The organism is Variovorax sp. GW821-FHT06D12, assembly GCF_059419205.1.
Map to the genome: position 1 here is coordinate 1 of NZ_JBWKRI010000002.1, position 20,706 is coordinate 20,706.

At 69.3% G+C, this 20,706-nt stretch carries 17 protein-coding genes; 1 reads left to right on the top strand and 16 read right to left on the bottom strand.

The genetic code is table 11. The annotated features are described in order from the left end of the window. Nucleotides 1-92: 92 nt before the first annotated feature. The 11 genes from AC07SQ_RS06490 to AC07SQ_RS06540 all read right to left on the bottom strand — a co-directional run bounded on the left by AC07SQ_RS06490 (nt 93) and on the right by AC07SQ_RS06540 (nt 12,212). The gene (locus AC07SQ_RS06490) at nt 93-1,277 is read right to left on the bottom strand and encodes an FAD-dependent monooxygenase (protein ID WP_495271866.1); all 1,185 of its coding nucleotides are present in this window, start codon (nt 1,275-1,277) and stop codon (nt 93-95) included. Between the two features lie 5 nt (nt 1,278-1,282). Beyond that, on the bottom strand, nt 1,283-1,585 hold the full coding sequence (locus tag AC07SQ_RS06495) for a DUF6587 family protein (RefSeq protein ID WP_062477175.1): 303 nt from the start codon (nt 1,583-1,585) through the stop codon (nt 1,283-1,285). Nucleotides 1,586-1,612: 27 nt separating this feature from the next. Then, nucleotides 1,613-3,508, bottom strand: coding sequence for a ferrous iron transporter B (feoB, locus tag AC07SQ_RS06500; RefSeq protein ID WP_495271867.1), 1,896 nt, complete (start codon nt 3,506-3,508; stop codon nt 1,613-1,615). Continuing rightward, a complete protein-coding gene (locus AC07SQ_RS06505) occupies nt 3,501-3,800 on the bottom strand; it encodes a FeoA family protein (protein ID WP_070062301.1) in 300 nt (99 codons plus the stop codon). Before AC07SQ_RS06505 ends, feoB begins: the two co-directional genes overlap by 8 nt. Nucleotides 3,801-3,940: 140 nt before the next feature. Beyond that, entirely contained in the window at nt 3,941-4,777 is an 837-nt protein-coding gene (efeO, locus tag AC07SQ_RS06510; RefSeq protein ID WP_082818180.1) for an iron uptake system protein EfeO, read from the bottom strand. Nucleotides 4,778-4,825: 48 nt separating this feature from the next. Next, nucleotides 4,826-6,127 carry an iron uptake transporter deferrochelatase/peroxidase subunit gene (gene efeB / locus AC07SQ_RS06515; protein ID WP_159275669.1) on the bottom strand — a complete coding sequence of 434 codons (1,302 nt, stop codon included), beginning with the start codon at nt 6,125-6,127 and terminating at the stop codon, nt 4,826-4,828. 22 nt (nt 6,128-6,149) lie between these two features. Continuing rightward, nucleotides 6,150-7,331, bottom strand: coding sequence for an iron uptake system protein EfeO (gene efeO / locus AC07SQ_RS06520; RefSeq protein WP_495271868.1), 1,182 nt, complete (start codon nt 7,329-7,331; stop codon nt 6,150-6,152). Between the two features lie 12 nt (nt 7,332-7,343). Beyond that, entirely contained in the window at nt 7,344-8,180 is an 837-nt protein-coding gene (efeU, locus tag AC07SQ_RS06525; protein ID WP_099795612.1) for an iron uptake transporter permease EfeU, read from the bottom strand. A gap of 121 nt (nt 8,181-8,301) precedes the next feature. After that, nucleotides 8,302-8,763: a metallophosphoesterase family protein gene (locus tag AC07SQ_RS06530; RefSeq protein WP_095746437.1), complete on the bottom strand. Its 462-nt coding sequence runs from the start codon at nt 8,761-8,763 to the stop codon at nt 8,302-8,304. Nucleotides 8,764-8,767: 4 nt separating this feature from the next. Beyond that, complete coding sequence (locus AC07SQ_RS06535) at nt 8,768-11,635, bottom strand: aconitate hydratase (RefSeq protein ID WP_095746438.1); 2,868 nt, start codon at nt 11,633-11,635, stop codon at nt 8,768-8,770. Nucleotides 11,636-11,798: 163 nt separating this feature from the next. After that, on the bottom strand, nt 11,799-12,212 hold the full coding sequence (locus tag AC07SQ_RS06540) for a hypothetical protein (protein ID WP_495271869.1): 414 nt from the start codon (nt 12,210-12,212) through the stop codon (nt 11,799-11,801). A gap of 132 nt (nt 12,213-12,344) precedes the next feature. Between AC07SQ_RS06540 and AC07SQ_RS06545 the strand changes: the two genes are divergently transcribed. Then, nucleotides 12,345-13,199 carry a helix-turn-helix domain-containing protein gene (locus AC07SQ_RS06545; RefSeq protein ID WP_062477152.1) on the top strand — a complete coding sequence of 285 codons (855 nt, stop codon included), beginning with the start codon at nt 12,345-12,347 and terminating at the stop codon, nt 13,197-13,199. Here the strand turns inward: AC07SQ_RS06545 and AC07SQ_RS06550 are convergent. From AC07SQ_RS06550 to AC07SQ_RS06570, 5 genes are all read right to left on the bottom strand, one after another. Next, the gene (locus AC07SQ_RS06550) at nt 13,105-15,351 is read right to left on the bottom strand and encodes an acyl-CoA dehydrogenase (RefSeq protein ID WP_495271870.1); all 2,247 of its coding nucleotides are present in this window, start codon (nt 15,349-15,351) and stop codon (nt 13,105-13,107) included. The two genes, AC07SQ_RS06545 and AC07SQ_RS06550, sit on opposite strands and share 95 nt — an antisense overlap. 122 nt (nt 15,352-15,473) lie before the next feature. After that, on the bottom strand, nt 15,474-16,061 hold the full coding sequence (locus AC07SQ_RS06555) for a hypothetical protein (RefSeq protein WP_495266683.1): 588 nt from the start codon (nt 16,059-16,061) through the stop codon (nt 15,474-15,476). An 11-nt stretch (nt 16,062-16,072) separates the two neighbouring features. Next, nucleotides 16,073-17,239: a DUF2827 domain-containing protein gene (locus tag AC07SQ_RS06560; protein ID WP_495271871.1), complete on the bottom strand. Its 1,167-nt coding sequence runs from the start codon at nt 17,237-17,239 to the stop codon at nt 16,073-16,075. Continuing rightward, nucleotides 17,236-18,387 carry a DUF2827 domain-containing protein gene (locus AC07SQ_RS06565; RefSeq protein ID WP_495271872.1) on the bottom strand — a complete coding sequence of 384 codons (1,152 nt, stop codon included), beginning with the start codon at nt 18,385-18,387 and terminating at the stop codon, nt 17,236-17,238. Before AC07SQ_RS06565 ends, AC07SQ_RS06560 begins: the two co-directional genes overlap by 4 nt. 86 nt (nt 18,388-18,473) lie before the next feature. After that, complete coding sequence (locus tag AC07SQ_RS06570) at nt 18,474-20,537, bottom strand: YadA family autotransporter adhesin (RefSeq protein WP_495313006.1); 2,064 nt, start codon at nt 20,535-20,537, stop codon at nt 18,474-18,476. Nucleotides 20,538-20,706: the final 169 nt, after the last annotated feature.

Genomic DNA, 20,706 nt, shown 5'->3' on the forward strand with positions numbered 1-20,706 from the left:
GTGCTTCCCGCAGCGAAATCAAGGAGGAGGGGCGAAGCCCCGGGGGACATTCGCGGAGGGAAGTACCCGGTGGCCTGGGCACGCGCCCTGGATCAACCGCCGTACAGCCAGGGCTGATCGAGCAACCGGGACCCCAACAAGCGCATCGCCATGTCACGCCCCAAACGCACCGCCCCGGTGGCGTGAAAGATCTCGCCATTGCGACGCGCACGCGCCTGCACTTGCGCGTTGCGTTCCCAGCGCGCATCGGCATAGCGTGCAAACGCAGCCGGCACCCCCAACGCCGAGGTATCGCCCAAGGCATCCGCCAACGCGACCGCATCTTCGATCGCCATGCCAGCGCCTTGCGCAAGGTACGGCACCATCGGATGCGCGGCATCGCCCACCAGCGCGACACGCTCATGCGCCATGTCGCCAGGGCCGGCCACGGGCGCACGGTCGCTCAGCGTCCACGCGCGCCAACTCGGCATCGCATCGAGCAATGACTGAAGATTCGCACAGCTGCGCCCCATCGCCTGCTTCAGCGCCACAAGGCTGCTGGCCTGGTCCCAATCGCGCGCATCGCCCGCGGGTGCAGATTCGGCAATCACGACGACGTTGAGCGCATCCCCCGCGCGCACCGGGTACGCGACCGCATGCAAACGCGGCCCGAGCCACACATCGACGCGCGAACGGCGCAGCGCCGCCGGCAGATCGGCCTGACGCACCAACGCACGCCACGCTGTGTGGCCCGTCACGCGCGGCGGCGCTTCAGCAGATTCGGATTCAAGCTGTGCCCGCACCAGGCTCCACAGGCCATCGGCCCCCACCAGCGCCTCGCCCTCCCACGCACGCGCGTCGGTGCTCGAGACGCAGACGAGGTCGTCGCTGGTCTCGACCTGCCGGATGCGCGCGGCCGTGACCAGCGAGCCCGTGCCCTGCGCGCGCACGGCATCGAGCAGCAGCGTGTGCAGGTCGGCGCGGTGCACGCAGCAGTACGGCGCGCCGTAGCGCTGCTGCATGGCCTCGCCCAGGGGCATGCGCGCCAGTTCGGCGCCGCTGCCGGCGCTGTGGACCACGAGCGCCTCGGGGCGCGCCGCGATGGCGACGAGGCCGCGGCCGAGGTCGAGTTGGTGAAGGCGGCGGGTGGCATTGGGGCCGAGCTGCACGCCGGCGCCGATTTCGCCGAAGTCGGCGGCCTGTTCGAAGACGTCGGCGCGGTGGTGGGCACGGGACAACGCCAGCGCCGTGGCCAGCCCCCCGATCCCGCCCCCGGCGACGAGGATGTGCGCGGGCATCGGACTCAGCGTCCGGTGCTGGGCGTGGTGGAAGTCAGCGCGGGGCTGCTGTGGCTGTCGGCCGGGTCGGCGCCAGCGGGTTTCTTGGGGGCACAGCTGCCGCAGCTGTCGCACGAGCCGCAGCCCGAGGTCTTGGCCAGCGAGGCGGCGAGCTGATCGGCACGGGCTTGGTCGATGAGGCCCGCGCGCTGCGTGCCGGCCGCGAACTTGCGCGCGGCGCCACGGCGCCAGCCGGCAGGCATCCAGCGCCAGACCGCGTAGAGCGCGGCGGCCGCGACGATCAATCCGACGATCAGTTGCTGTGTCATGTCTTCTTCAACCCTTTCCCTGTGGTTTTACCCCGCGCCGAAAGCGAGTGCAATGCGATAGGTCAAGAAGCATGCCACGTATGCCAGGGCGAATAAGTAGCCCGCCATGATCCACACGTATTTCCAGGAGCCGGTTTCGCGCTTGACGGCCGCCAGCGTCGAGATGCACTGCGGCGCGAACACGTACCAGACCAGCAGCGACAGCGCGGTCGCCAGCGACCAGCTGCCGGCGATGAGCGGCTCCAGCGCGCTGGCCACGTCGTCGCCAGTGGCCGAGAGCGCATACACCGTGCCCAGCGCGCCCACCGCGACTTCGCGTGCGGCCATGCCCGGCACCAGCGCGATGGAAATCTGCCAGTTGAAGCCGATGGGCGCAAAGATGTGCTCCAGCCCGCGGCCGATCATGCCGGCCAGGCTGTACTGGATGGCGGGGCCGGTCGCGCCCTCGGGCGGCGACGGGAAGGTCGACAAGAACCACAGCAGGATCGTGAGCGTGAGGATGATCGTGCCGACGCGCTGGATGAAGATCCATGCCCGCTCATAGAGGCCCAGCGCCAGGTTGCGCAGGTTCGGCCAGCGGTAGGCCGGCAGCTCCATCAAGAGTGGCGAGTGCCGCGTGCTGTCGCGAAAGCGCTTCATCACCCAGGCCACGGCCATTGCCGAGACGATGCCGAACACATACAGCGCGAACAGCACCACGCCCTGCAGGTTGAAGATGCCGCCCACGGTACGCGCCGGAATGAAGGCCGCGATCAGCAGCGCATACACCGGCAGCCGCGCCGAGCAGGTCATGAGCGGCGCGATCATGATGGTCGTGATGCGGTCCCGCCAGTTGCTGATGGTGCGCGTGGCCATCACGCCCGGAATGGCGCAGGCAAAGCTCGACAGCAGCGGAATGAACGAGCGGCCCGACAGGCCCACGGTGCCCATCAGGCGGTCGAGCAGGAAGGCCGCGCGCGGCAGGTAGCCGGAGTCTTCGAGCGCCAGGATGAACAGGAACAGGATCAGGATCTGCGGCAGGAACACGATCACGCCGCCCACGCCCGCGATCACGCCGTCGACCAGCAGGCTCTGCAGCATGCCCTCGGGCATGTGCGTCTTGATGAGGTTGCCCAGCCCTTCGGTGCCGGCCTTGATGGCGTCCATCGGCACGTTGGCCCAGCTGAACACGGCCTGGAACATCAGGAACATGGTGACGGCCAGCACCAGCATGCCCCACACCGGGTGCATCACGACGCGGTCGATGCGGTCGCTGGTGTCCAGGCTGCCCACGGGCTCCTTCACGGCCAGGCCGAGGATGCGGCGCACCTCGCGCTGCGTGGCGAGCACGTCGTCCAGGCCGGGCGCCTTCCAAGGCTGCGGCGCGGCGGCGGCGACCGGTGCGTCGAGCGCCTCGAGCAGGTTCTTCGCGCCGCCGGTGTGGACACCCACGGTCTCGATCACCGGCACGCCGAGTTCGCGCGAGAGCACGGCGGTGTCGACCGCGATGCCCTGCTTCCTGGCCATGTCGGTCATGTTGAGCGCCACCACCATCGGCAGGCCGAGCTGGCGCGCTTCGAGCACCAGCCGCAGGTTCAGGCGCAGGTTGGTGGCGTCGGTCACGCACACGAGCAGGTCGGGCAGCGCTTCCTGCGCCTGGCCGGTGACGATGTCGCGCGTGACGGCTTCGTCGGCACTCAGCGCGTTCAGGCTGTAGGCGCCCGGCAGGTCGAGCACGAACACGCGGCGGCCCGTCGGCGTGCGCAGCGTGCCTTCCTTGCGCTCGACGGTCACGCCGGCGTAGTTGGCGACCTTCTGGCGGCTGCCGGTCAGCAGGTTGAAGAGCGCGGTCTTGCCGCAGTTGGGGTTGCCCAGCAGCGCGATGCGCGCGGGCTGCGCGGTGGCGCCGAGACGGCCCGGCCCCTGGATGACGGCTTCAACCATGGTTCGCGGCCCCCGGCGTGACGTGGATCAGCGCGGCCTCGTGGCGGCGCAGCGCGAAGGTGGTGTGGCCCAGGCGCACGGCCAGCGGCTCGCGGCCCGGGGTGCCGGTGGCGACGATGCGCACGGCCTCGCCCGGCACGAAGCCGATTTCGGTCAGGCGCAGCACCAGCTCGCGGTCGTCCGCGCTGTCAGGGCGGGCCACGTCGAGCACGGTGGCCCACTGATGGGACGGAAGCTGGTCGAGGCTCAGCGCGGTGGTGGTCGGCGCTGCGCCGAGGTCGTTGTTTCGCACGGTGGAGGTGCGCCCCCCGGAAACCCCGGGACACGCCAGTAAGCAAAAGCCAGATGCTAGCAATTCTCACTCGCGAAAACCTGACCAACCCCAAAAAGTCCCGGGTCAGCCGGAAATGAGCGCGTCCCCCGGGGCCGGACTCAGTTCAATCCGAGCATCCCGCGCAGCTTGGACAGGTCTTCCGCCAGCGTGTTCACCCGGCCGGCCAGCATCTTGCGGTCGCGCTCAGTGAGCTTCGAATAGGTTTCGAAGCCGCCGTCGGCCGTGCGGTACTTGGCCAGCGTGTCGAACACCACCTTGAAGTTGGCGTCGGCCTTCTCGGCGAAGGGCTTGTCCTGCTTCACGACCAGCGGGCGCAGCAGTTCGACGATCTTGTAGGCGCCCTCGAAGTTCGACTGGAAATCCCACAGGTCGGTGTGGCTGTAGCGGTTTTCCTCGCCGGAAATCTTGGTGGCGGCCACCTCTTCCATCAGCACGGCGGCGCCGCCCACGACCTTCTCGGGCGGGAAGGTCAGCGCGCCCAGGCGCTTTTGCAGCTCGAGCACGTCGGCCAGCAGCTTGTCGGCCACGGGGTTCAGGTCCTTGGTGCTCTTGAGCGTCCACAGGCTGTACTCGATGCGGTGGAAGCCGATGAAGGCCGGGTCTTTCTCGGCCTTCTCGTGGTCGTCTGCGCGCGAGTCGATCGACTGGTCGAGGTCGGTGAACAGCTCGGCCACGGGCTCCACGCGTTCGTAGCTGGTGCGCGTGGGCGCGTAGAGCTTCTTGGCCTTCTCGATGTCGCCGGCCTTCACGGCGGCGGTGAACACGCGCACGTCGGCGGCCAGCTTGCGCACGTTCTGCGTCACGTAAATCTTGTAGTCCGAGATCGGACCGACCAGCTCGAGTGGCGACACGGCGGCCTGCGCGCCGACGGCGTAGAGCCCGGCAAAGCCTGCGACGAAAGCGGCGAGGAAGCGGCGGCGGAACTGCACGGTCATGGATCTCCTTGGATGCGATGCGGTGGTGATGAAAAGGGGAAGCAAGGCTCAGGCGGCCAGCAGGCTGCGCCCGAGCCAGTCGTCGGCGCCCTGCACGCCGGGCAGCGTGAAGAAGAAACCGCCGCCGATGGGCTTGATGTATTCCTCGAGCGGCTCGCCATCCAGGCGGGTCTGCACGGCGACAAAGCCCTTCTCGAGGTCGGCCTGGTAGCAGATGAACAGCAGGCCCATCTCGAGCTGGCCCGACTTGGTGACGCCGTTCGAGTAGTTGAAGGGCCGGCGCAGCATCAGGTTGGCGTCCGAGGCCTTGGTGCGCGGGTTCGCCAGGCGGATGTGCGCGTCCATCGGCGTCGCCTTACCTTCGGGGTCCTTGGTGTAGTCCGGCACGTCGTGCTCGGTCTTGCCGCCGTCCAGCGGCGCGCCGCTGGGCTTGAGGCGGCCCATGATGGCCTCCTGCTCCTGCAGCGGCGTGCGGTCCCAGCGCTCCACGAAGTTGCGGATGATGCGCACCGCCTGGTAGCTGCCGCCCACGGCCCAGGCGGGCTCGTCGCCGTTCGGCTGCACCCAGACGTGCTTGTTCATGAGCGTGTCGTCCGCCGAGTCGGGGTTGGCCGAGCCGTCGCGAAAACCGAGGAAGTTGCGCGCGCTCTCCGCGGGCTGGCCCGCCACGGCCGGGATCGGCGGCACGGAGCCTTCCTGCTTCCAGTGCAGCACCAGCAGGTCGGGCGTGTTCTTGATGATGTCGCGCAGCGCGTGGATGTTGGTGTCGGGCGTGTTGGCGCAGAACTGGATCGACAGGTCGCCGTGGCACAGCGCGGCGTCGAGCGCGTCGTTCGGGTGGCGCTGCATCGGCTTCAGGCGCAGCGGCTTCTTCTTGTCGAGGCCGAAGCGCTCGTCGAACAGCGACGCACCGACCGACACCGTCACGGTGAGCCCGTCGGGCTGCACCACCGGGCCGAGGATGCCGGAGCCCGCGGGCGGCAGCTTGGGGTCGGGGTCGGTCTGCGGGCCGCCCTGCGTGAGGAAGGCGATGCGCTCGGTGAGCGTGCGCATCAGCCGTTCCAGGTCGGCGCGGTTCTCTGCCAGCACATAGAACGAGGCGATCATGCCGGCCGTCGGGCGCGGCGTGACCACGCCCGCCTGGTGCTTGCCGCGGAAGGGCACGCGGTCTTGCGTGTGGGTGCTCTGCGGCGCGTCGGTGACCTGCGCGCCGGTGTCGGGCGGGCCCGGAATGGCCGCGCCGGCGCGCGCGCTGGCGGCGAGCCCGGCAAAGGCCACGCCCGCGGCGCCGAGCATGCGGCGGCGGTGCGGCGAGGCAGGAGCGGTGTCGTTCTTCTTCGTCGGTTCCATGGGGTCGTCGTTCTCTCTCAACTCATTCCAGACCGAGCGCGGCGTTCACCTTGCCCAGTTCCTCGGCCAGCGCACGCACCGGCACGGCCAGCGCCTGGCGCTGTGCCTCGTCCAGTGGCGCGGGCTGGAAGCCTTCGCCGGCGCGGTACGGCGCCAGTGCGGCGTCGAAGGCGGCAAAGCGCTCGTCCACGGCCTTCTGCTGCGCGGGCGCGGCCTTCACCAGCAGCGGCTGCAGCAGGTCGGCGATCTTCTTGGTGCCTTCGTAGCTGCCCTGCAGGTTCACCAGCTCGGCGTGGCCGTAGTGGTCCTCGCCGCCGGCGGGCAGGTTGTCGGCCACGCGGCGCAGCAGCTTCGAGGCGGCGCTGGCGAGCCGCTCGGGCGGCACGCTCAACTCGCGCAAGCGCGCCTGCAGCGTCTCGGTGTCGGCCAGCAGCTTCTCGAGGACCGGGGCCAATGCTTTGGGATCGCCCTGGCCGTACAGCGCGTACTCGATGCGATGGAAGCCGCTGAAGCCCGGGTCGGCCTCGCGCTTCTCGAAGTAGTCGGCGCGGGCGTTGATGCGCGCGTCGAGGTCGGCGAACAGCTCGGCCATCGGCTCGATGCGCTTGTAGGCCTGGTGGGCCGGCGCGTAGAGCGCGCGCGCCTGCGCCAGGTCGCCGGCCTTGACGACATCGGCCAGCGCGCGCACCGCGTCGTCGAGCGTGGCGGCCTCCAGCCGCAGGAACACCTGGTACTCGGCCAGCGCGCCCACGTAGTTGACGAGCGAGGGCCGCGCCTCCTCGGCCAGCGAGGCCGCCGACGGCGTGACGTGCAGCTTGCCGCGCGGGTTGCTCAGCAGGCCGCAGGTGATGGCGAAATCGCCCGGCGAGAGCTTGACCGTCATGGTCTGCGAGAAGCCGGGCGCGATGTTCTCGCGCTCTTCGACCACCATCACGCCGTCGAGAATTTCCCACTCGAGCGCGCGGTTCGACTGGTTGACGATGGTGAAGGTCGTGCGGCCCGCGGGCACGGTGATCTCGTTCGGGTCGCAGGCGTTGCCGCGGATCGTGACGGTGACGGCATGGTCGACCGCCTTGGGCGGCGCCTTGCGCGCCTGGTTCGAGGCGTACCAGAAGGCCGCAAGGCCGGCGACGACCAGCAGCGCCGAGGCGCCCACGGTGACGCGCATGAGCGTCGATGGCGAAGAAGGAGAGGAAGAAGACATCAGGGAAAAAAGTCAGCCGGCAGTCGCCGTGCGCGGCGCCGCAGCAGCCGCCGGGCGCAGGAAGAAGAACAGGGCCACGGCCAGGAAGGCCAGGTAGACGATCACCTCGCCCACCACGGGCGCGGCCTGGTAGCCCAGCAGGCCCGACAGCACGGCGCCCACGGGGCTGTCCATCGGCAGGGTTTCGCTCATGTCGAACACCACGGTCTGCAACTGGTTCCACACGCCGGCCTCGTGCAGCTTGCGCAGCACGCCCGCCAGCAGCCCGGCGGCGACCAGTAGGATGAACAGGCCCGTGAAGCGGAAGAAGCGGCGCAGGTCGAGCCGCACGCCGCCCGAGTAGATGCCCCAGCCAACCACCACCGACACGGCGATGCCCGCGAGCGCGCCCACCGGCGCTTCCCAGCCGGTGCTCTGCTGGAACACGGCCAGCAGGAAGAAGACCGACTCCAGCCCCTCGCGCGCGACCGCCAGGAACACCATGCCGATCAGCGCCCAGCCCTGCCCGTCGGCATGCTGCGCCAGCGCCTTGTCGATCGACGCATGCAACTCGCCCTTGATGGAGCGGGCCGCCTTGCGCATCCAGAACACCATCGTGGTCAGCATGACCACGGCGATGAGCCCGACCACGCCCTCGAACAGCTCCTGCTGCTTCTGCGGAAACTCGGCCGCCAGCAGTTGCAGGCCGGCGCCGGCAAAGAGCGACAGCGCGGTGGCCAGCAGCACGCCGACCCACACCGCGGGCATCAGCACGCCGCGACCGCTTTGTTTCAGGTAACTGGCAACGATGCCGACGATGAGCGCGGCCTCGATGCCTTCGCGCAGCATGATGAGAAAGGGAATGAGCATCTCGGAACAGAAGAACGTTCTTTGAAAATGCCCCGATGTGGTGCATTTTTCAAAGAACGGCCCGAGGATACCCCATCAAATAAGATTTATTCTCAATTAGGGGTATTCGACCCCGCCCCGCTCACAAGGGCAGTTCGACGATGCGCGCGCTGACGGTGTCGCCGTCGACGATCAGTTCGGCCACGGCGATAGGCAGCTTGAATCGGCGCGGGCCGGCGCTGCCCGGGTTGACGTAGAGCACGCCGCCGCGCTCCTCGACCTTGGGTTGGTGCGAATGGCCGGAGATCACGACACGCACACCGGCACCGGCGGGGTCGATGTCGATCTGAGAAAGGTCGTGGATCGCGTAGACATGCACGTCGCCGACCTTCAGGAATGCCGTCTCTGGAACGGCCCCGGCCCACGCCTCGCGGTCGTTGTTGCCGCGCACCACCGTCAGCGGCGCGATCGCGGCGAGTGCGTCGAGGATGCCGGCGTCGCCGATGTCCCCGCCGTGCACGATGAAGTCGCTGCCCTGCAAAGCCGCCACGGCCTGCGGGCGCAGCAGGCCGTGGGTGTCGGAGATGAGCCCGACGCGGATCAAGCGATCAGGCCGCCAGCAGCTGCCGCAGCACGAACGGCAGGATGCCGCCGTGCTTGTAGTAGTCGACCTCGATCGGCGTGTCGATGCGCAGGCGCACCGTCACCTCCTGGTGCGTGCCGTCGGCGCGGTGCACGACCAGCTTCACGTCCATCTGCGGCTTGAGCTCGCCGCCGATCACGACGTCGATCTTTTCCTCACCCGTGAGGCCCAGCGTCTGCCACGAATCGGCGCCGCGGAACTGCAGCGGCAGCACGCCCATGCCGACCAGGTTGGCGCGGTGGATGCGCTCGAAGCTGCGCGCCACCACGGCCTTGATGCCCAGCAACTGCGTGCCCTTGGCGGCCCAGTCGCGCGACGAGCCCGTGCCGTACTCCTCGCCGCCGAACACGATGGTGGGCGTGCCCGCTGCCATGTACTTCATGGCGGCGTCGTAGATGAACATCTTTTCGCCGCCCGGCTGGAACAGCGTGACGCCGCCCTCTTCCTGCGTGCCGTTGGCGTCCGGCGGAATCATCAGGTTCTTGATGCGCACGTTGGCGAAGGTGCCGCGCACCATCACGTCGTGGTTGCCGCGGCGCGAGCCGTAGCTGTTGAAGTCGGCCTTGGGCACGCCGTGCGCCTTGAGCCAGATGCCCGCGGGCGAGCTTTCCTTGATGGAGCCGGCCGGCGAGATGTGGTCGGTGGTGATCGAGTCGCCGAACAGCGCCATGACGCGCGCGCCCTGGATGCCCGCGTCCGACGCGTGCGGCTGCATCTGAAAGCCCTCGAAGAACGGCGGCTCGGCGATGTAGGTCGAGGTGGGCCAGTCGTAGACCTGGCCGGTCGTGCCCTTGATGCTCGTCCAGAACTTGCCCGGATCGCTCTTGACCTTCTCGTAGTTCGCGCGGAACGACTTGGCGTTCATCGCGAAGCGCAGGTTGTCATCGATCTCCTTCGGCGTGGGCCAGATGTCGCCCAGGTACACGTCCTTGCCGCCCTTGCCCTTGCCCACGGGCTGGGTCATGAGGTCGGTCATCACGTTGCCCGCGATGGCGAAGGCCACCACCAGCGGCGGCGAAGCCAGGAAGTTGGCCTTCAGGTTCGGATGGATGCGCGCCTCGAAGTTGCGGTTGCCCGACAGCACGGCCGCGCCGATGAGGTCGTTCTTCGTGATGGCCTCGTTGATCTCGGGCGTGAGGTCGCCGGCGTTGCCGATGCAGGTGGTGCAGCCGTAACCCGCGAGGTAGAAGCCCAGCTTCTCCAGGTACGGCAGCAGGCCCGCCTTCTCCAGGTATTCGGTGACGATGCGCGAGCCCGGGGCCAGCGAGGTCTTGATGTGCGGCTGCACCTTCAGGCCCGCTTCCACCGCCTTCTTGGCCAGGATGCCGGCCGCAAGCATCACGCTCGGGTTGGAGGTGTTGGTGCACGAGGTGATGGCCGCAATGAGCACGTCGCCGTTGCCGATGGTGACGTCGCCCTTGGGCGCCGACGGCGCCGTGGCGCTGGTGTGGGCCGCGGCCTTGGTCGAGCGGTTGGCCACCATCTCGATGACCGGGCGCGGCGAGCCGGGCGGCGGCGGGGGCACTTCGGTGTCGCCGCTCTGGCCTTCGCGCGTCAGCGCGTAGCGCTGCTTGAGCTTGTCGGCCGGCTGGTTGAAGCCGTTGGCGTCGTTGGGCTTGCTGTACAGCTCGGCGAACTTGGTCGACAGGTCGCCCAGGTTGATGCGGTCCTGCGGGCGCTTGGGGCCGGCCAGGCTGGGCGAGACGGTGCCCAGGTCGAGCTTGACGACCTTGGTGTAGTCGATGTCGCCCGGGGCGGGCATGCCGAACAGGCCCTGCGCCTTGTAGTAGGCGGCGAAGCGCTCCACTTCTTCCTTGGTGCGGCCCGTGCCTTCGAAGTAGGCCACGGTCATCTCGTCGACCGGGAAGAAGCCCATGGTGGCGCCGTACTCGGGCGCCATGTTGCCGATGGTGGCGCGGTCGGGCACGGCGATGGACGCGGCACCGGGGCCGAAGAACTCGACGAACTTGCCCACGACCTTTTCGGCGCGCAGGATCGAGGTGACGTACAGCACCAGGTCGGTGGCCGTGACGCCTTCGCGCAGCTTGCCGGTGAGCTCGAAGCCCACCACGTCGGGCGTGAGCATGTAGACCGGCTGGCCCAGCATGGCGGCCTCGGCCTCGATGCCGCCCACGCCCCAGCCGACCACGCCGATGCCATTGATCATGGTGGTGTGGCTGTCGGTGCCCACCAGCGAGTCGGGGTAGTACACCGGCGTGTCGCTCTTGTCGGCCGGGCTCTTGTAGACGCCGCGCGCAAAGTACTCGAGGTTGACCTGGTGCACGATGCCGAAGCCCGGCGGCACGACGCCGAAGGTGTCGAAGGCCTGCATGCCCCACTTCATGAACTGGTAGCGCTCGTTGTTGCGCTGGAATTCCAGCTTCATGTTCAGGTCCAGCGCCTTGGGCGTGCCGTAGTAGTCGACCATCACCGAGTGGTCGACCACCAAGTCGACGGGCACCAGCGGCTCGATGGTCTTGGGCGACTTGTTCAGCTTGGCGGCCACGCTGCGCATGGCGGCCAGGTCGGCCAGCAGCGGCACGCCGGTGAAGTCCTGCAGCACCACGCGGGTGACGACAAAGGGAATTTCGTCGGTGCGCTCGGCATTGGGCGCCCAGTGGGCCAGTTCCTCGACGTGCTTGGCCGACACCTTCTGGCCGTCGCAGTTGCGCAGCACCGACTCGAGCACGATGCGGATCGACACCGGCAGGCGCTCCACCGAGGGGTACTGCTTGGCCAGTTCCTTCAGCGACCAGTACTTGCCGGACTTGCCCGACGCGGTCTTGAAGGTCTTGAGGGTGGACGCAAACGCGTGCGCCGGGGCTTTGGCCATGAGAAGACTCCTGTGTGTTCGTGGAAGCCTCTCAAGGATAGCGAGGTTCAATGTCAGTGGCTGTAGTCGGTCTTCCTTGTCGGGCTCTTCCGGAACTATCGTTCTCATAGCGAAAACGCCCGCCGCACGGGGTGCGGCGGGCGTGGGGCGGACGGTCAGGCGCTCAGGCCATCGCCATGCCGGCGGCGCCCCGGGTGCGGCGCAGCCCGGTCCACTGCAGCTCGGCCAGCACGACCACGCACAGCGCCTGCGCCAGCACCCAGGCCGTGCCGAGCGCGGTGACCGCGAACACGCCGCTCACCAGCAGCGCCACGCAGGCCACCGCCCAGGCGAAGTTGCCGACGATCACGAGGCCGATCAGCGTGCGCGGCGGCGTGGCGCGGCTGGCCATGAAGGCGGCGGCGGCCGCGTAGGCCAGCAAGAACACGCCAGTGCCCATGAGCAACCAGGCCGGCAGGCCGGTCAGGGAGGCGAGGGCATCGGTGAACGCCACCTGCAGCGCGCCGGTCGCGGCGCACGAAGCGGCGTCGGCCCACATCACGTTCGGCAGGAAGCGGGGGGAAGCGAAAACAGACATGTGGATCTCCTGGGTGGGTACGCGGCAGGCCAGTCCTGCTGCGTTGGGGTCGATGATTCCGCCGGACGTGGATCGCGTCGATGACCTGGGAGGTCATGGCGCGGCGGCGCCGTCGCGCCAGAATGCGGCTCCATGAACACCCCCCGCACCCATTCGTCCAAGGCCGCCGCCGCCGGCCTTCCCGGCGCGCGCGATCCGTTCGGCGCCCACCTGCGGCACTGGCGCACCCACCGCCGCCTGAGCCAGCTCGATCTGGCCCAGGAGGCCGAGGTGTCGACCCGCCACCTGAGCTACGTGGAAACCGGCCGCGCCGCACCCAGCCGCGAGATGGTGCTGCGCCTGGCCGAGCGCCTGGACGTGCCGCTGCGCGAGCGCAACGCGCTGCTGGTTGCCGCCGGCTTCGCGCCCATGTACCGCCAGCGCTCGCTCGACGACCCCGCCATGGCCTCGGCGCGCCGCGCCATCGACCTCGTGCTGAAGGGCCACGAGCCCTTCCCCGCGCTGGCCGTGGACCGGCACTGGAACCTGGTGGCGCACAACGCGCTGGTGCCGCTGCTCATGGAAGGCTGCTCGGCCGAGCTGCTGAAGCCGCCGATCAACGTGCTGCGCCTGAGCCTGCACCCCGAGGGCGTGGCGCCGCGCATCGCAAACCTCGCGCAGTGGCGCACGCACCTGCTGGAGCGGCTGCAGCAGCAGATCGCCGCCACCGGCGACACCGTGCTGCAGGCGCTGCACGACGAGCTGGAGGGCTACCCGCCGCCGGCCGTGAGCCACGACGCGCCGCTGCTCGACACCGCGCTGTCGGCGGTGGCCGTGCCGTTCCAGGTGGTCATGCCCAGCGGCGTGCTGAGCTTCATCAGCACCATCACGATCTTCGGCACGCCGGTGGACGTCACGCTGCAGGAACTCGCGGTGGAGTCGTTCTTTCCGGCGGACGAGCAGACGGCGGCAGCGCTGACGGCACTGGCGGCGCAGCAGGCGCGCTGAGGCCGGCGCTGCCGTCCGCGTTGCGCGCCGGCCCTTCGAAGTCGTCGACCTGAATGACCTTGTCGGCCGCCTGCAGGTAGGCCAGCGCCAGCGCGGGGTCGGTGGCCGAGCGCGCGGCCTCGTCGAGCGAGCGCGTGCGGCGCAGCACCTTGTTGAGCGCGGCGGTCTCGTCGCCCAGTTGCGCGCCGAGCGCCATCGCCTGCATCAGGTCGCGCAGGCCGCCCGGGCCGGGCTCCGACAGATCGGGCACGAGCCGCGCGACCACCTCCGGGCGCGTGCGCAGCAGCTCGGCCAGTGCCATCAGTTGCACGTCGCGCAGCGGCGCCAGATGCGCGGTGCGGCGCAGCACCAGCGCGCCCAGCAGGCGCCGCCCCGGCGTCGGCAGGTTGGCGTACAGGTCGCGCAGGATCTTGCCGGCCTCGTCCAGCTGCAGCCGGATCGCGGCCTGCGCAAAGGGCAGCAGCTCGGGCGCCGCATCGACGCGGTAGCGCCACACGCAGGCGCTCGCCAGGTACAGGTGCGCCAGCACGTCGCCCAGCCGCGCCGACAGCAGCTCCATGCGCTTGAGCTTGCCGCCGAGCAGCCCCATCGCCAGGTCGGCTGTGAGCGCGTACTTGGCGCTCATGCGCGCGATGAGCCGCGCTTCGGCCGCCAGCGCCGCGGGCGGATCGCCGAGCACCGGCGCGCCGAACAGGCTGTGCCACAGGTTGCGCGCCACATGCCTGCCGTGCGCGAGGAGCGCCTGGCCGAGCGCGGTTTCGTCCTTCGCCTGCACCGCCGCCATCTCGTCGAGCACGTGCGGATGGCAGCGCACCGCGCCCTGCCCGAACACGATGAGCGCGCGCGTGAGGATGTTCGCGCCCTCCACCGTGATCGCGATCGGCGCCTGCCGGTAGGCCACGCCGAGCAGGTTCGACGGGCCCGAGATGATCCCCTTGCCGCCGAGGATGTCCATGCCGTGGTTGACCGCGCGCCGCCCGGCCTCGGTGAGCTGCACCTTGAGGATCGCGCTGGCCACGCTGGGCCGCTCGCCGGCGTCGAGCGCGGCGGCGGTGAAGCGGCGCGCCGCATCGCTCGCATACAGCTCGGCCGACATCTGCGCGACCAGCCCCGCCACCGCATGGAACTTGCCCACCGGCAGGCCGAACTGCTCGCGGATCTGGCCGTAGGCGTTGCTCACGTACAGCGCGGTCTGCTGCATGGCCGAGCCCAGCGCGGGCAGCGAGATGGCGCGGCCCGCGGCCAGGCATTCCATCAGCATGCGCCAGCCCTGCCCCACCTGCGCCTCGCCGCCGATGACCCAGTCCATCGGCACGAACACCTGCCGGCCGTGGATCGGGCCGTTCATGAAGGCGCTGTCCATCGGGCGGTGGCGTCGGCCGATCTCCATGCCTTCGTGCGGCACGGGAATCAGCGCGCAGGTGATGCCCAGCTCGCGCTGGCTTTCGTCGATGGCATGGAACGCCAGGCCGACCACGGTGGCGACCGGCGCGAGCGTGATGTAGCGCTTGTCGAAATCGACCAGGAAGCCGCGCGTGCGCCGGCCCTGGAACTCGCGCTCGACGAGCACGCCGCGGTCGGGGATGGCGGCGGCGTCGGAGCCCGCGTAGGGCGAGGTCAGGCCGAAGCACGGCAGCTCGCGGCCGTCGGCCAGGCGCGGCAGGTAGTGGTCTTTCTGCGCGTCGGTGCCGTAGCGCAGCAGCAGCTCGGCCGGCCCGAGCGAGTTGGGCACCATCACCGTGACGGCCGTTGCCACGTTGACGCTCGCGATGCGCGCCACCACCGTGGCATGCGCGTAGTGCCCGAAGCCCAGGCCGCCGAAAGCCTCGGGAATGATCATTCCGAAGAAGCGCTTCTCGCGCAGGAAGCGCCACACCTCGGGCGGCAGGTCGTGCGCCTGGTCGATGGCGTGGTCGTCGAGCATGCGGCACAGCGCGGGCACTTCGTTCGCCAGGAAGGCTTCTTCGCGCGCGCTGAGCTGGTTGGGGCCGGCGGCCGTCAGCGCGTCGAAATCGGGGCGCCCGGCGAAGAGCTGGCCTTCGAACCCGACCGTGCCGGCCTCGAGCGCGGCACGCTCGGTGTCGCCCAGCGGCGGCAGGGCCTTGGAGAAAGGCTGCATCGCCCATTGGCCGATCAGGGTCGCCAGTGGCATGGGGTCTCCTTGCGCCGCACCGGAGCGCGCGGCATGCGTCCATTCTTGGACGGCACCGGCCCGCACCGGGCCGGTCAAGGGCGTTCACGCGTGTCGGAGACGGGCTCGCGCGGCCCGCGGGATCAGCGGCGCTTGGGTGCCTGCCCGGCCGGCGCGGCGGCCGGCACGGGTGCATTGGGATCGCGCCAGCCGTACTCGACGTAGCGGCGGATCACGAGGCAGCCCGGCGGCGAATCGATCAGCGAGACCGACGAGGTCGGCTCCTTGTCGTCGGTGTAGACCGTGTAGATCGGCAGCAGCGGCGTGCGCTTGTAGTTCTTCAGTTCCTGCTCGGCCACGCTGGCGCAGGTGAAGGGCGCGACCGAGATGCGCTCGGCCGCCACGGTGCACGCGCCGCTGTCGTCGGGAATGGCGGTGATCGACGCGGCCACGCCCGCGTTCGGGTACTGGATGCCGACCAGCGAGAACACCGGGCCGGCATCGGGGCGCTTGCGGTCCCAGTCGAGCAGCACGTCGTGCGCGCGGCTGCCCTGCACGGTGAGCGTAGCCAGCCGCGTGATGGCGGGCAGGCAGCGCTGCACGCCCACGCTGGCGGCGGCGCGCGTGAGCGTGTCCTGCGGCGCCGCGGGCGGGGCCAGCACGCCTTGCGCGAGCGCGCTGCCGGCCGCGAGCACACAGGCTGCAGCGGCGAATCGGGCCAGGGCGGTCATCGGTGTCGTCCTCACGCGTAGAGGCTCTCGATGGCCGCCGAGTAGAGGCGCACGTTCTCCTCGCCTTCCGGGTCGAGCTTCGCGATGAGGGCGCGGGCGCGCTCGCGGTAGGCCGGCAGGTTGGCGTCGTGCTCGGCGAACGCGCGCCGCAGCGCCTGCCCGCCCTCCTCGCAGTCGAAGCCGTGGTAGCGGTAGCCGCAGTCGCCGATCAGGTGCGAGTTGTGGATGAGCGGCCAGCCGCCGTACAGCGCCTCGTAGTAGAGGTAGTTCTGCGCGTTCTCCCAGTGGTGCGCAAAGACCGCGTCGATGGCGCCCGGCAGCACCTGGTACAGCGGAAAGCGCCCTTCGAAGGTCGCCAGGCCGTGCCGCACGAGGTCCAGGCTCTGGGCGAAGGCGACGAAGTTCGGCTTGTCCTTCAGGTGGAAGCTGTTGTAGACCCACATCTTCTCGATGAGGCGCGGCTGCGCGCGGTGCGCCGACTCGCAGCCCAGCATCGGGATGAAGCTGGTCTTCACCATGCAGATGTTGGGCTCGAAGATGGCCACGCGCCACTGCTTGCGCCCCGGTTCGTAGACAAAGCGCTTGCCCTCGGCGCCGCGCGCCATCGCCTTCTCGACCACCATCGGGCTCCACAGGTGCGGCATGAGCTTGGTGGGCGCGCGGAAGGTGCTCGCGAAGTACGGCTTGCAGGAGGTTTCGTACTCGGGCAGCGTCCACACCTCGTCGTAGGGCGCGCCGCTGACCAGCATGCCGTGCGGCTTGTTGAAGGTCATGCGCTCGATGTCGATCACGTAGTCGTTGCCCACGCGCATCGAGGCGATTTTTCCGCCGCGCTCGCGGAACGCCACCGACCAGTCGCGCCCGAGCTGCGCGCTCATCTCGATCATGAGGTCGAGCTCCTGCGCGGCGGTGGCCATGTCGATGATCGGCACCGGCGAGTCGGCCAGGAAATTGGTGGCGTCGGCCGGGCCGCCGTCGCCGCCGCCCGCCACCAGCACCGTGCGTTCGACGCAGGGCGAGCGCAGCAGCAGCATCACGAGGAACAGGCAGTTCTGGTAGACGCCGTTCTCCCACAGGCTCTGCTCGCCCTTGCGGATGAAGATGGAGACGCCGACTTTCAGCTTCGTGGGTGAAACGGCCGCGCGCGGGCCTGCGGTGGGGTTCTGCACCTCGCTCATGCGACCACCTTCGCGTTGCCGGCACGGAACGCCGGATCGCCGCCCACCAGGTTCAACAGCCGCTGTGCGTAGCCGTCGATGTTGGCGGGGTGCATCGGATCGATCGCGTCGAACACGCGCTGACTGCGCGCGCGGTAGTCATCGAGCTGCGCGTCGTGGCCGCGCACTGCCGCGGCGAGCTGCTCGGCGCCGACGGCGATATCGAAGTCGGGGTAGTAGTAGCCGGCCTCGCGCAGCCAGGGCGAGTTGTGCACCAGCGGGTAGTTGCCGTACAGCGCGTCGAGGTAGCTGTAGTTCTGGTCGTTCTGCCACTGGTGCGACACCACCGCGTCGGCGTGCTGCACCATGAAGCCCGCGAAGTCGTGCCGTCCGTGGAAGGTGGCCTTGTGCTGGCGCACGATGTCCAGCGAGTTGGCCAGGTAGAGCATCGTCGGATGGTCTTTCAGGTGCAGCGTGTTGAGCACGTGCATCGCCGCGACGTGCTCCGGGTTGGCGCGGTAGGCCTCGTCGGTGATCAGCATCGGGATGCTGCACGACTTCACGACCGAGATGTTGGGCTCGAAGATCGCGACCCGGAAACCCGGCTGCTGCGCCGTGCGCGGCTGGTAGCCGAAGCGAAAGCCCTGCGCCTGCACCTCGTCCACGCGCTGCGCCAGGAACTGCGGCGACCACAGGTACGGCACCTCGTGCACCGGGCAGCGGTGCAGCGTGCGCATCATCGGCGCAAAGGCCGTGTCCTTGGGCAGCAGCCAGATCTCGTCGCAGCGGTCGGTGGCGCCGAAGTGCCCCTTGTCGGCAAAGACGATCGGCTCGGCCAGCGCCACGAAGGGCTGCCCCACGCCGTGGAAGGCCACGCGTCCGCCGCAGGCGCGGAAGTACGACAGCCACTGCACGTCGAGCGCGCCGGCCATTTCGATGACCACGTCGAGCACGTCGGTCAGCTCGCGGGCACGGCCCAGCGTGAGCCCCATCGCCAACAGGTCGACCTGCGGCGGCATCGCCTGCTGGTCGCCCGCGTCGATGAGCGTGACGGACTCGACGAATTCGATGCGTTGCAGCAGCCGGGCCAGGAACAGGACGTTCTGTCCCATTCCGTTTTCCCAGATGTTCTGCCCCGCGTGGGAGAGGACTGAAATACCGATGCGCATGGCCGAAGTGTGTACCAAAAAAACAATGGCTCCCGCGCGCAGGGCGCGGGAGCCACCGGACCGGGGGGCGTCGGCCTAGCGGCCTTTTACTTCCACTTCCAGCCGATGCCCGCGTTGACGCCCCACTCCTTGCCGGTGGAGCTCAGGCCCGCGCCCCAGGAGATCTTGCCGTCGTCCGACAGGGCCTTGAAGGTCAGCGCCACGGCGCTGTAGCCCTTGTACGAACCCATGCCGATGCCGATCGTCTTCTCGCCCGGGTACAGCGTGGGCAGGTAGGTGCCCGACATCGCGAAGGCCATCGCCGAGCCCGAGTAGGCGATGCGCGCCACGTCGCCCACCTGCTTTTGCACCTGCTGCAGCTGGCCCAGGTTGACCGCGTCGCCCGGCAGCACGCCCGGCGCCACGTTGCTGATGCGCGTGGGACCCGAAGTCTCGGTGCCCAGCGTGATCTGGTTGTAGTTCACCGACCCGTCGGGGTTGGTGGCGTACTGCACGCTGCTGGCCTTCGCAGCCGCCGAGACCGCCTTCAGCTGCGCCACGTTGGTCGCGTCGCTGTCGGCCGAGCCGGCTGCCACGCCCGTGATCTGGCGGAACTGGTTGTTGGCCGCATCGCCCACCGACACCGCCGCCTGCGTGCTGGTCGTGGCCTTGATGGCCGCTTCCTGCTGCGCATTCGCGCTGCCCGGCACGTAGCCAGCCACGCCCGCCGCCCGCGAGGCCACCGAGTTCGCACCCAGTGCCACGCCGCCGGTCTGCTGGACCACCGCGCCGAAGCCGATGGCCGTGCCCTGCGCGATGTTCTGCGCCTTGCTCAGCGGCGTGCCGCCGGCGTCCGCACCGTCACCCAGGGCCACGCCGCCGCCGCCGGCACGGGAGTTCGCGCCGATCGCCTGCGAGCCCGTGGCCAGCGCCCCGGTGCCGATGGCGATGGCGTTGGTGCCCGTGGCCTGCGCCCCGAAGCCCACCGCCACCGCGCCGTCGGCCGTGGCCCGCGCGCCGTTGCCGGCCGCGAAGGAGTTGGCGCCGCTGGCTTCGGAACGCGGCCCGATCGCCACTGCTTCCGCACCGCTGGCCTTGGAGTCGGTGTTGGTCGAGTTGGCGTGGAAGTACTTGGTGCCCTTGTCGTTGATCGTGTTGACCGTCGTGCTCAGGCTGCTGATGCTGCTCGTGGCGGTGCTCAGGCCAGTCGACGTCGAGGTCGACAGGCTGGAGAGGCCGCTGGCCGCGCCGCCCACGCTGGTGGACAGGCTGTCCAGGTTGCTGTTGGTGGTGCTCAGGCCGGTCGACAGGCTGTTGACGGTGCTGTTGGTCGTGCTCAACCCGGTGGACAGGCTGCTCACGTTGCTGTTCGTCGTGCTCAGGCCCGTCGACAGGCTGCCGACGGCGCTGTTGGTCGTGCTCAGGCCGGTCGAAAGACTGTCGACGCTGCTGCCCACCGTGCTCAGCCCGGTCGACAGGCTGTCGATGCGGCTGGCCGAGGTGCTCAGGCCGGTGGACACCGAGCTCGACAGGCTGTTCACGCTGCTCGTGACCGTGCTCAGGCCGGACGACGTGGAGGTCGAGAGGCTGTTCAGGTTGCTGTTCGTCGTGCTCAGGCCCGACGAGAGGCTGCCGACATTGCTGTTGGTCGTGCTCAGGCCGGTCGAGAGGCTGTTGATGCCGCTGGTGGCGGTGCTCAGGCCGGTGGACAGGCTGCCGATGCTGCTGTTGGCGGTGCTCAGGCCGGTCGAGGTCGAGGACGACAGGCTGCCCAGGTTGCTGTTCGTCGTGCTCAGGCCCGTCGACAGGCTGAAGATGCCGCTGTAGGCGGTGCTCAGGCCGGACGAGAACGAGGTGGACAGGCTGCTGACGTTGCTGTTGGTCGTGCTCAGGCCGGTCGACAGGCTGTCGATGCTGCTCGTGGCCGTGCTCAGGCCCGACGAGGTCGAGGTCGAGAGGCTGTCGACGTTGCTGTTCGTCGTGCTGAGGCCGGTCGAGAGGCTGTCGATGTTGCTCGTGGCGGTGCTCAGGCCCGAGGACGTGGAGGTCGAGAGGCTGCCGACGTTGCTGTTGGTGGTGCTCAGGCCTGTGGAGAGGCTGGAGATGCCACTGGTGGCGGTGCTCAGGCCGGTCGACAGACTGGAGATGCCGCTCGACGTCGAAGTCGACAAGCTACCCACGGTGCTGTTCGTGGTGCTCAGGCCGGTGGACAGGCTCGAGATACCGCTGGTGGCGGTGCTCAGGCCGGTCGACAAGCTGTCGATTCCGCTCGTTGCCGTGCTCAAGCCACTCGACGTCGAGGTCGACAGGCTGCTGACGTTGCTGTTGGTCGTGCTCAAG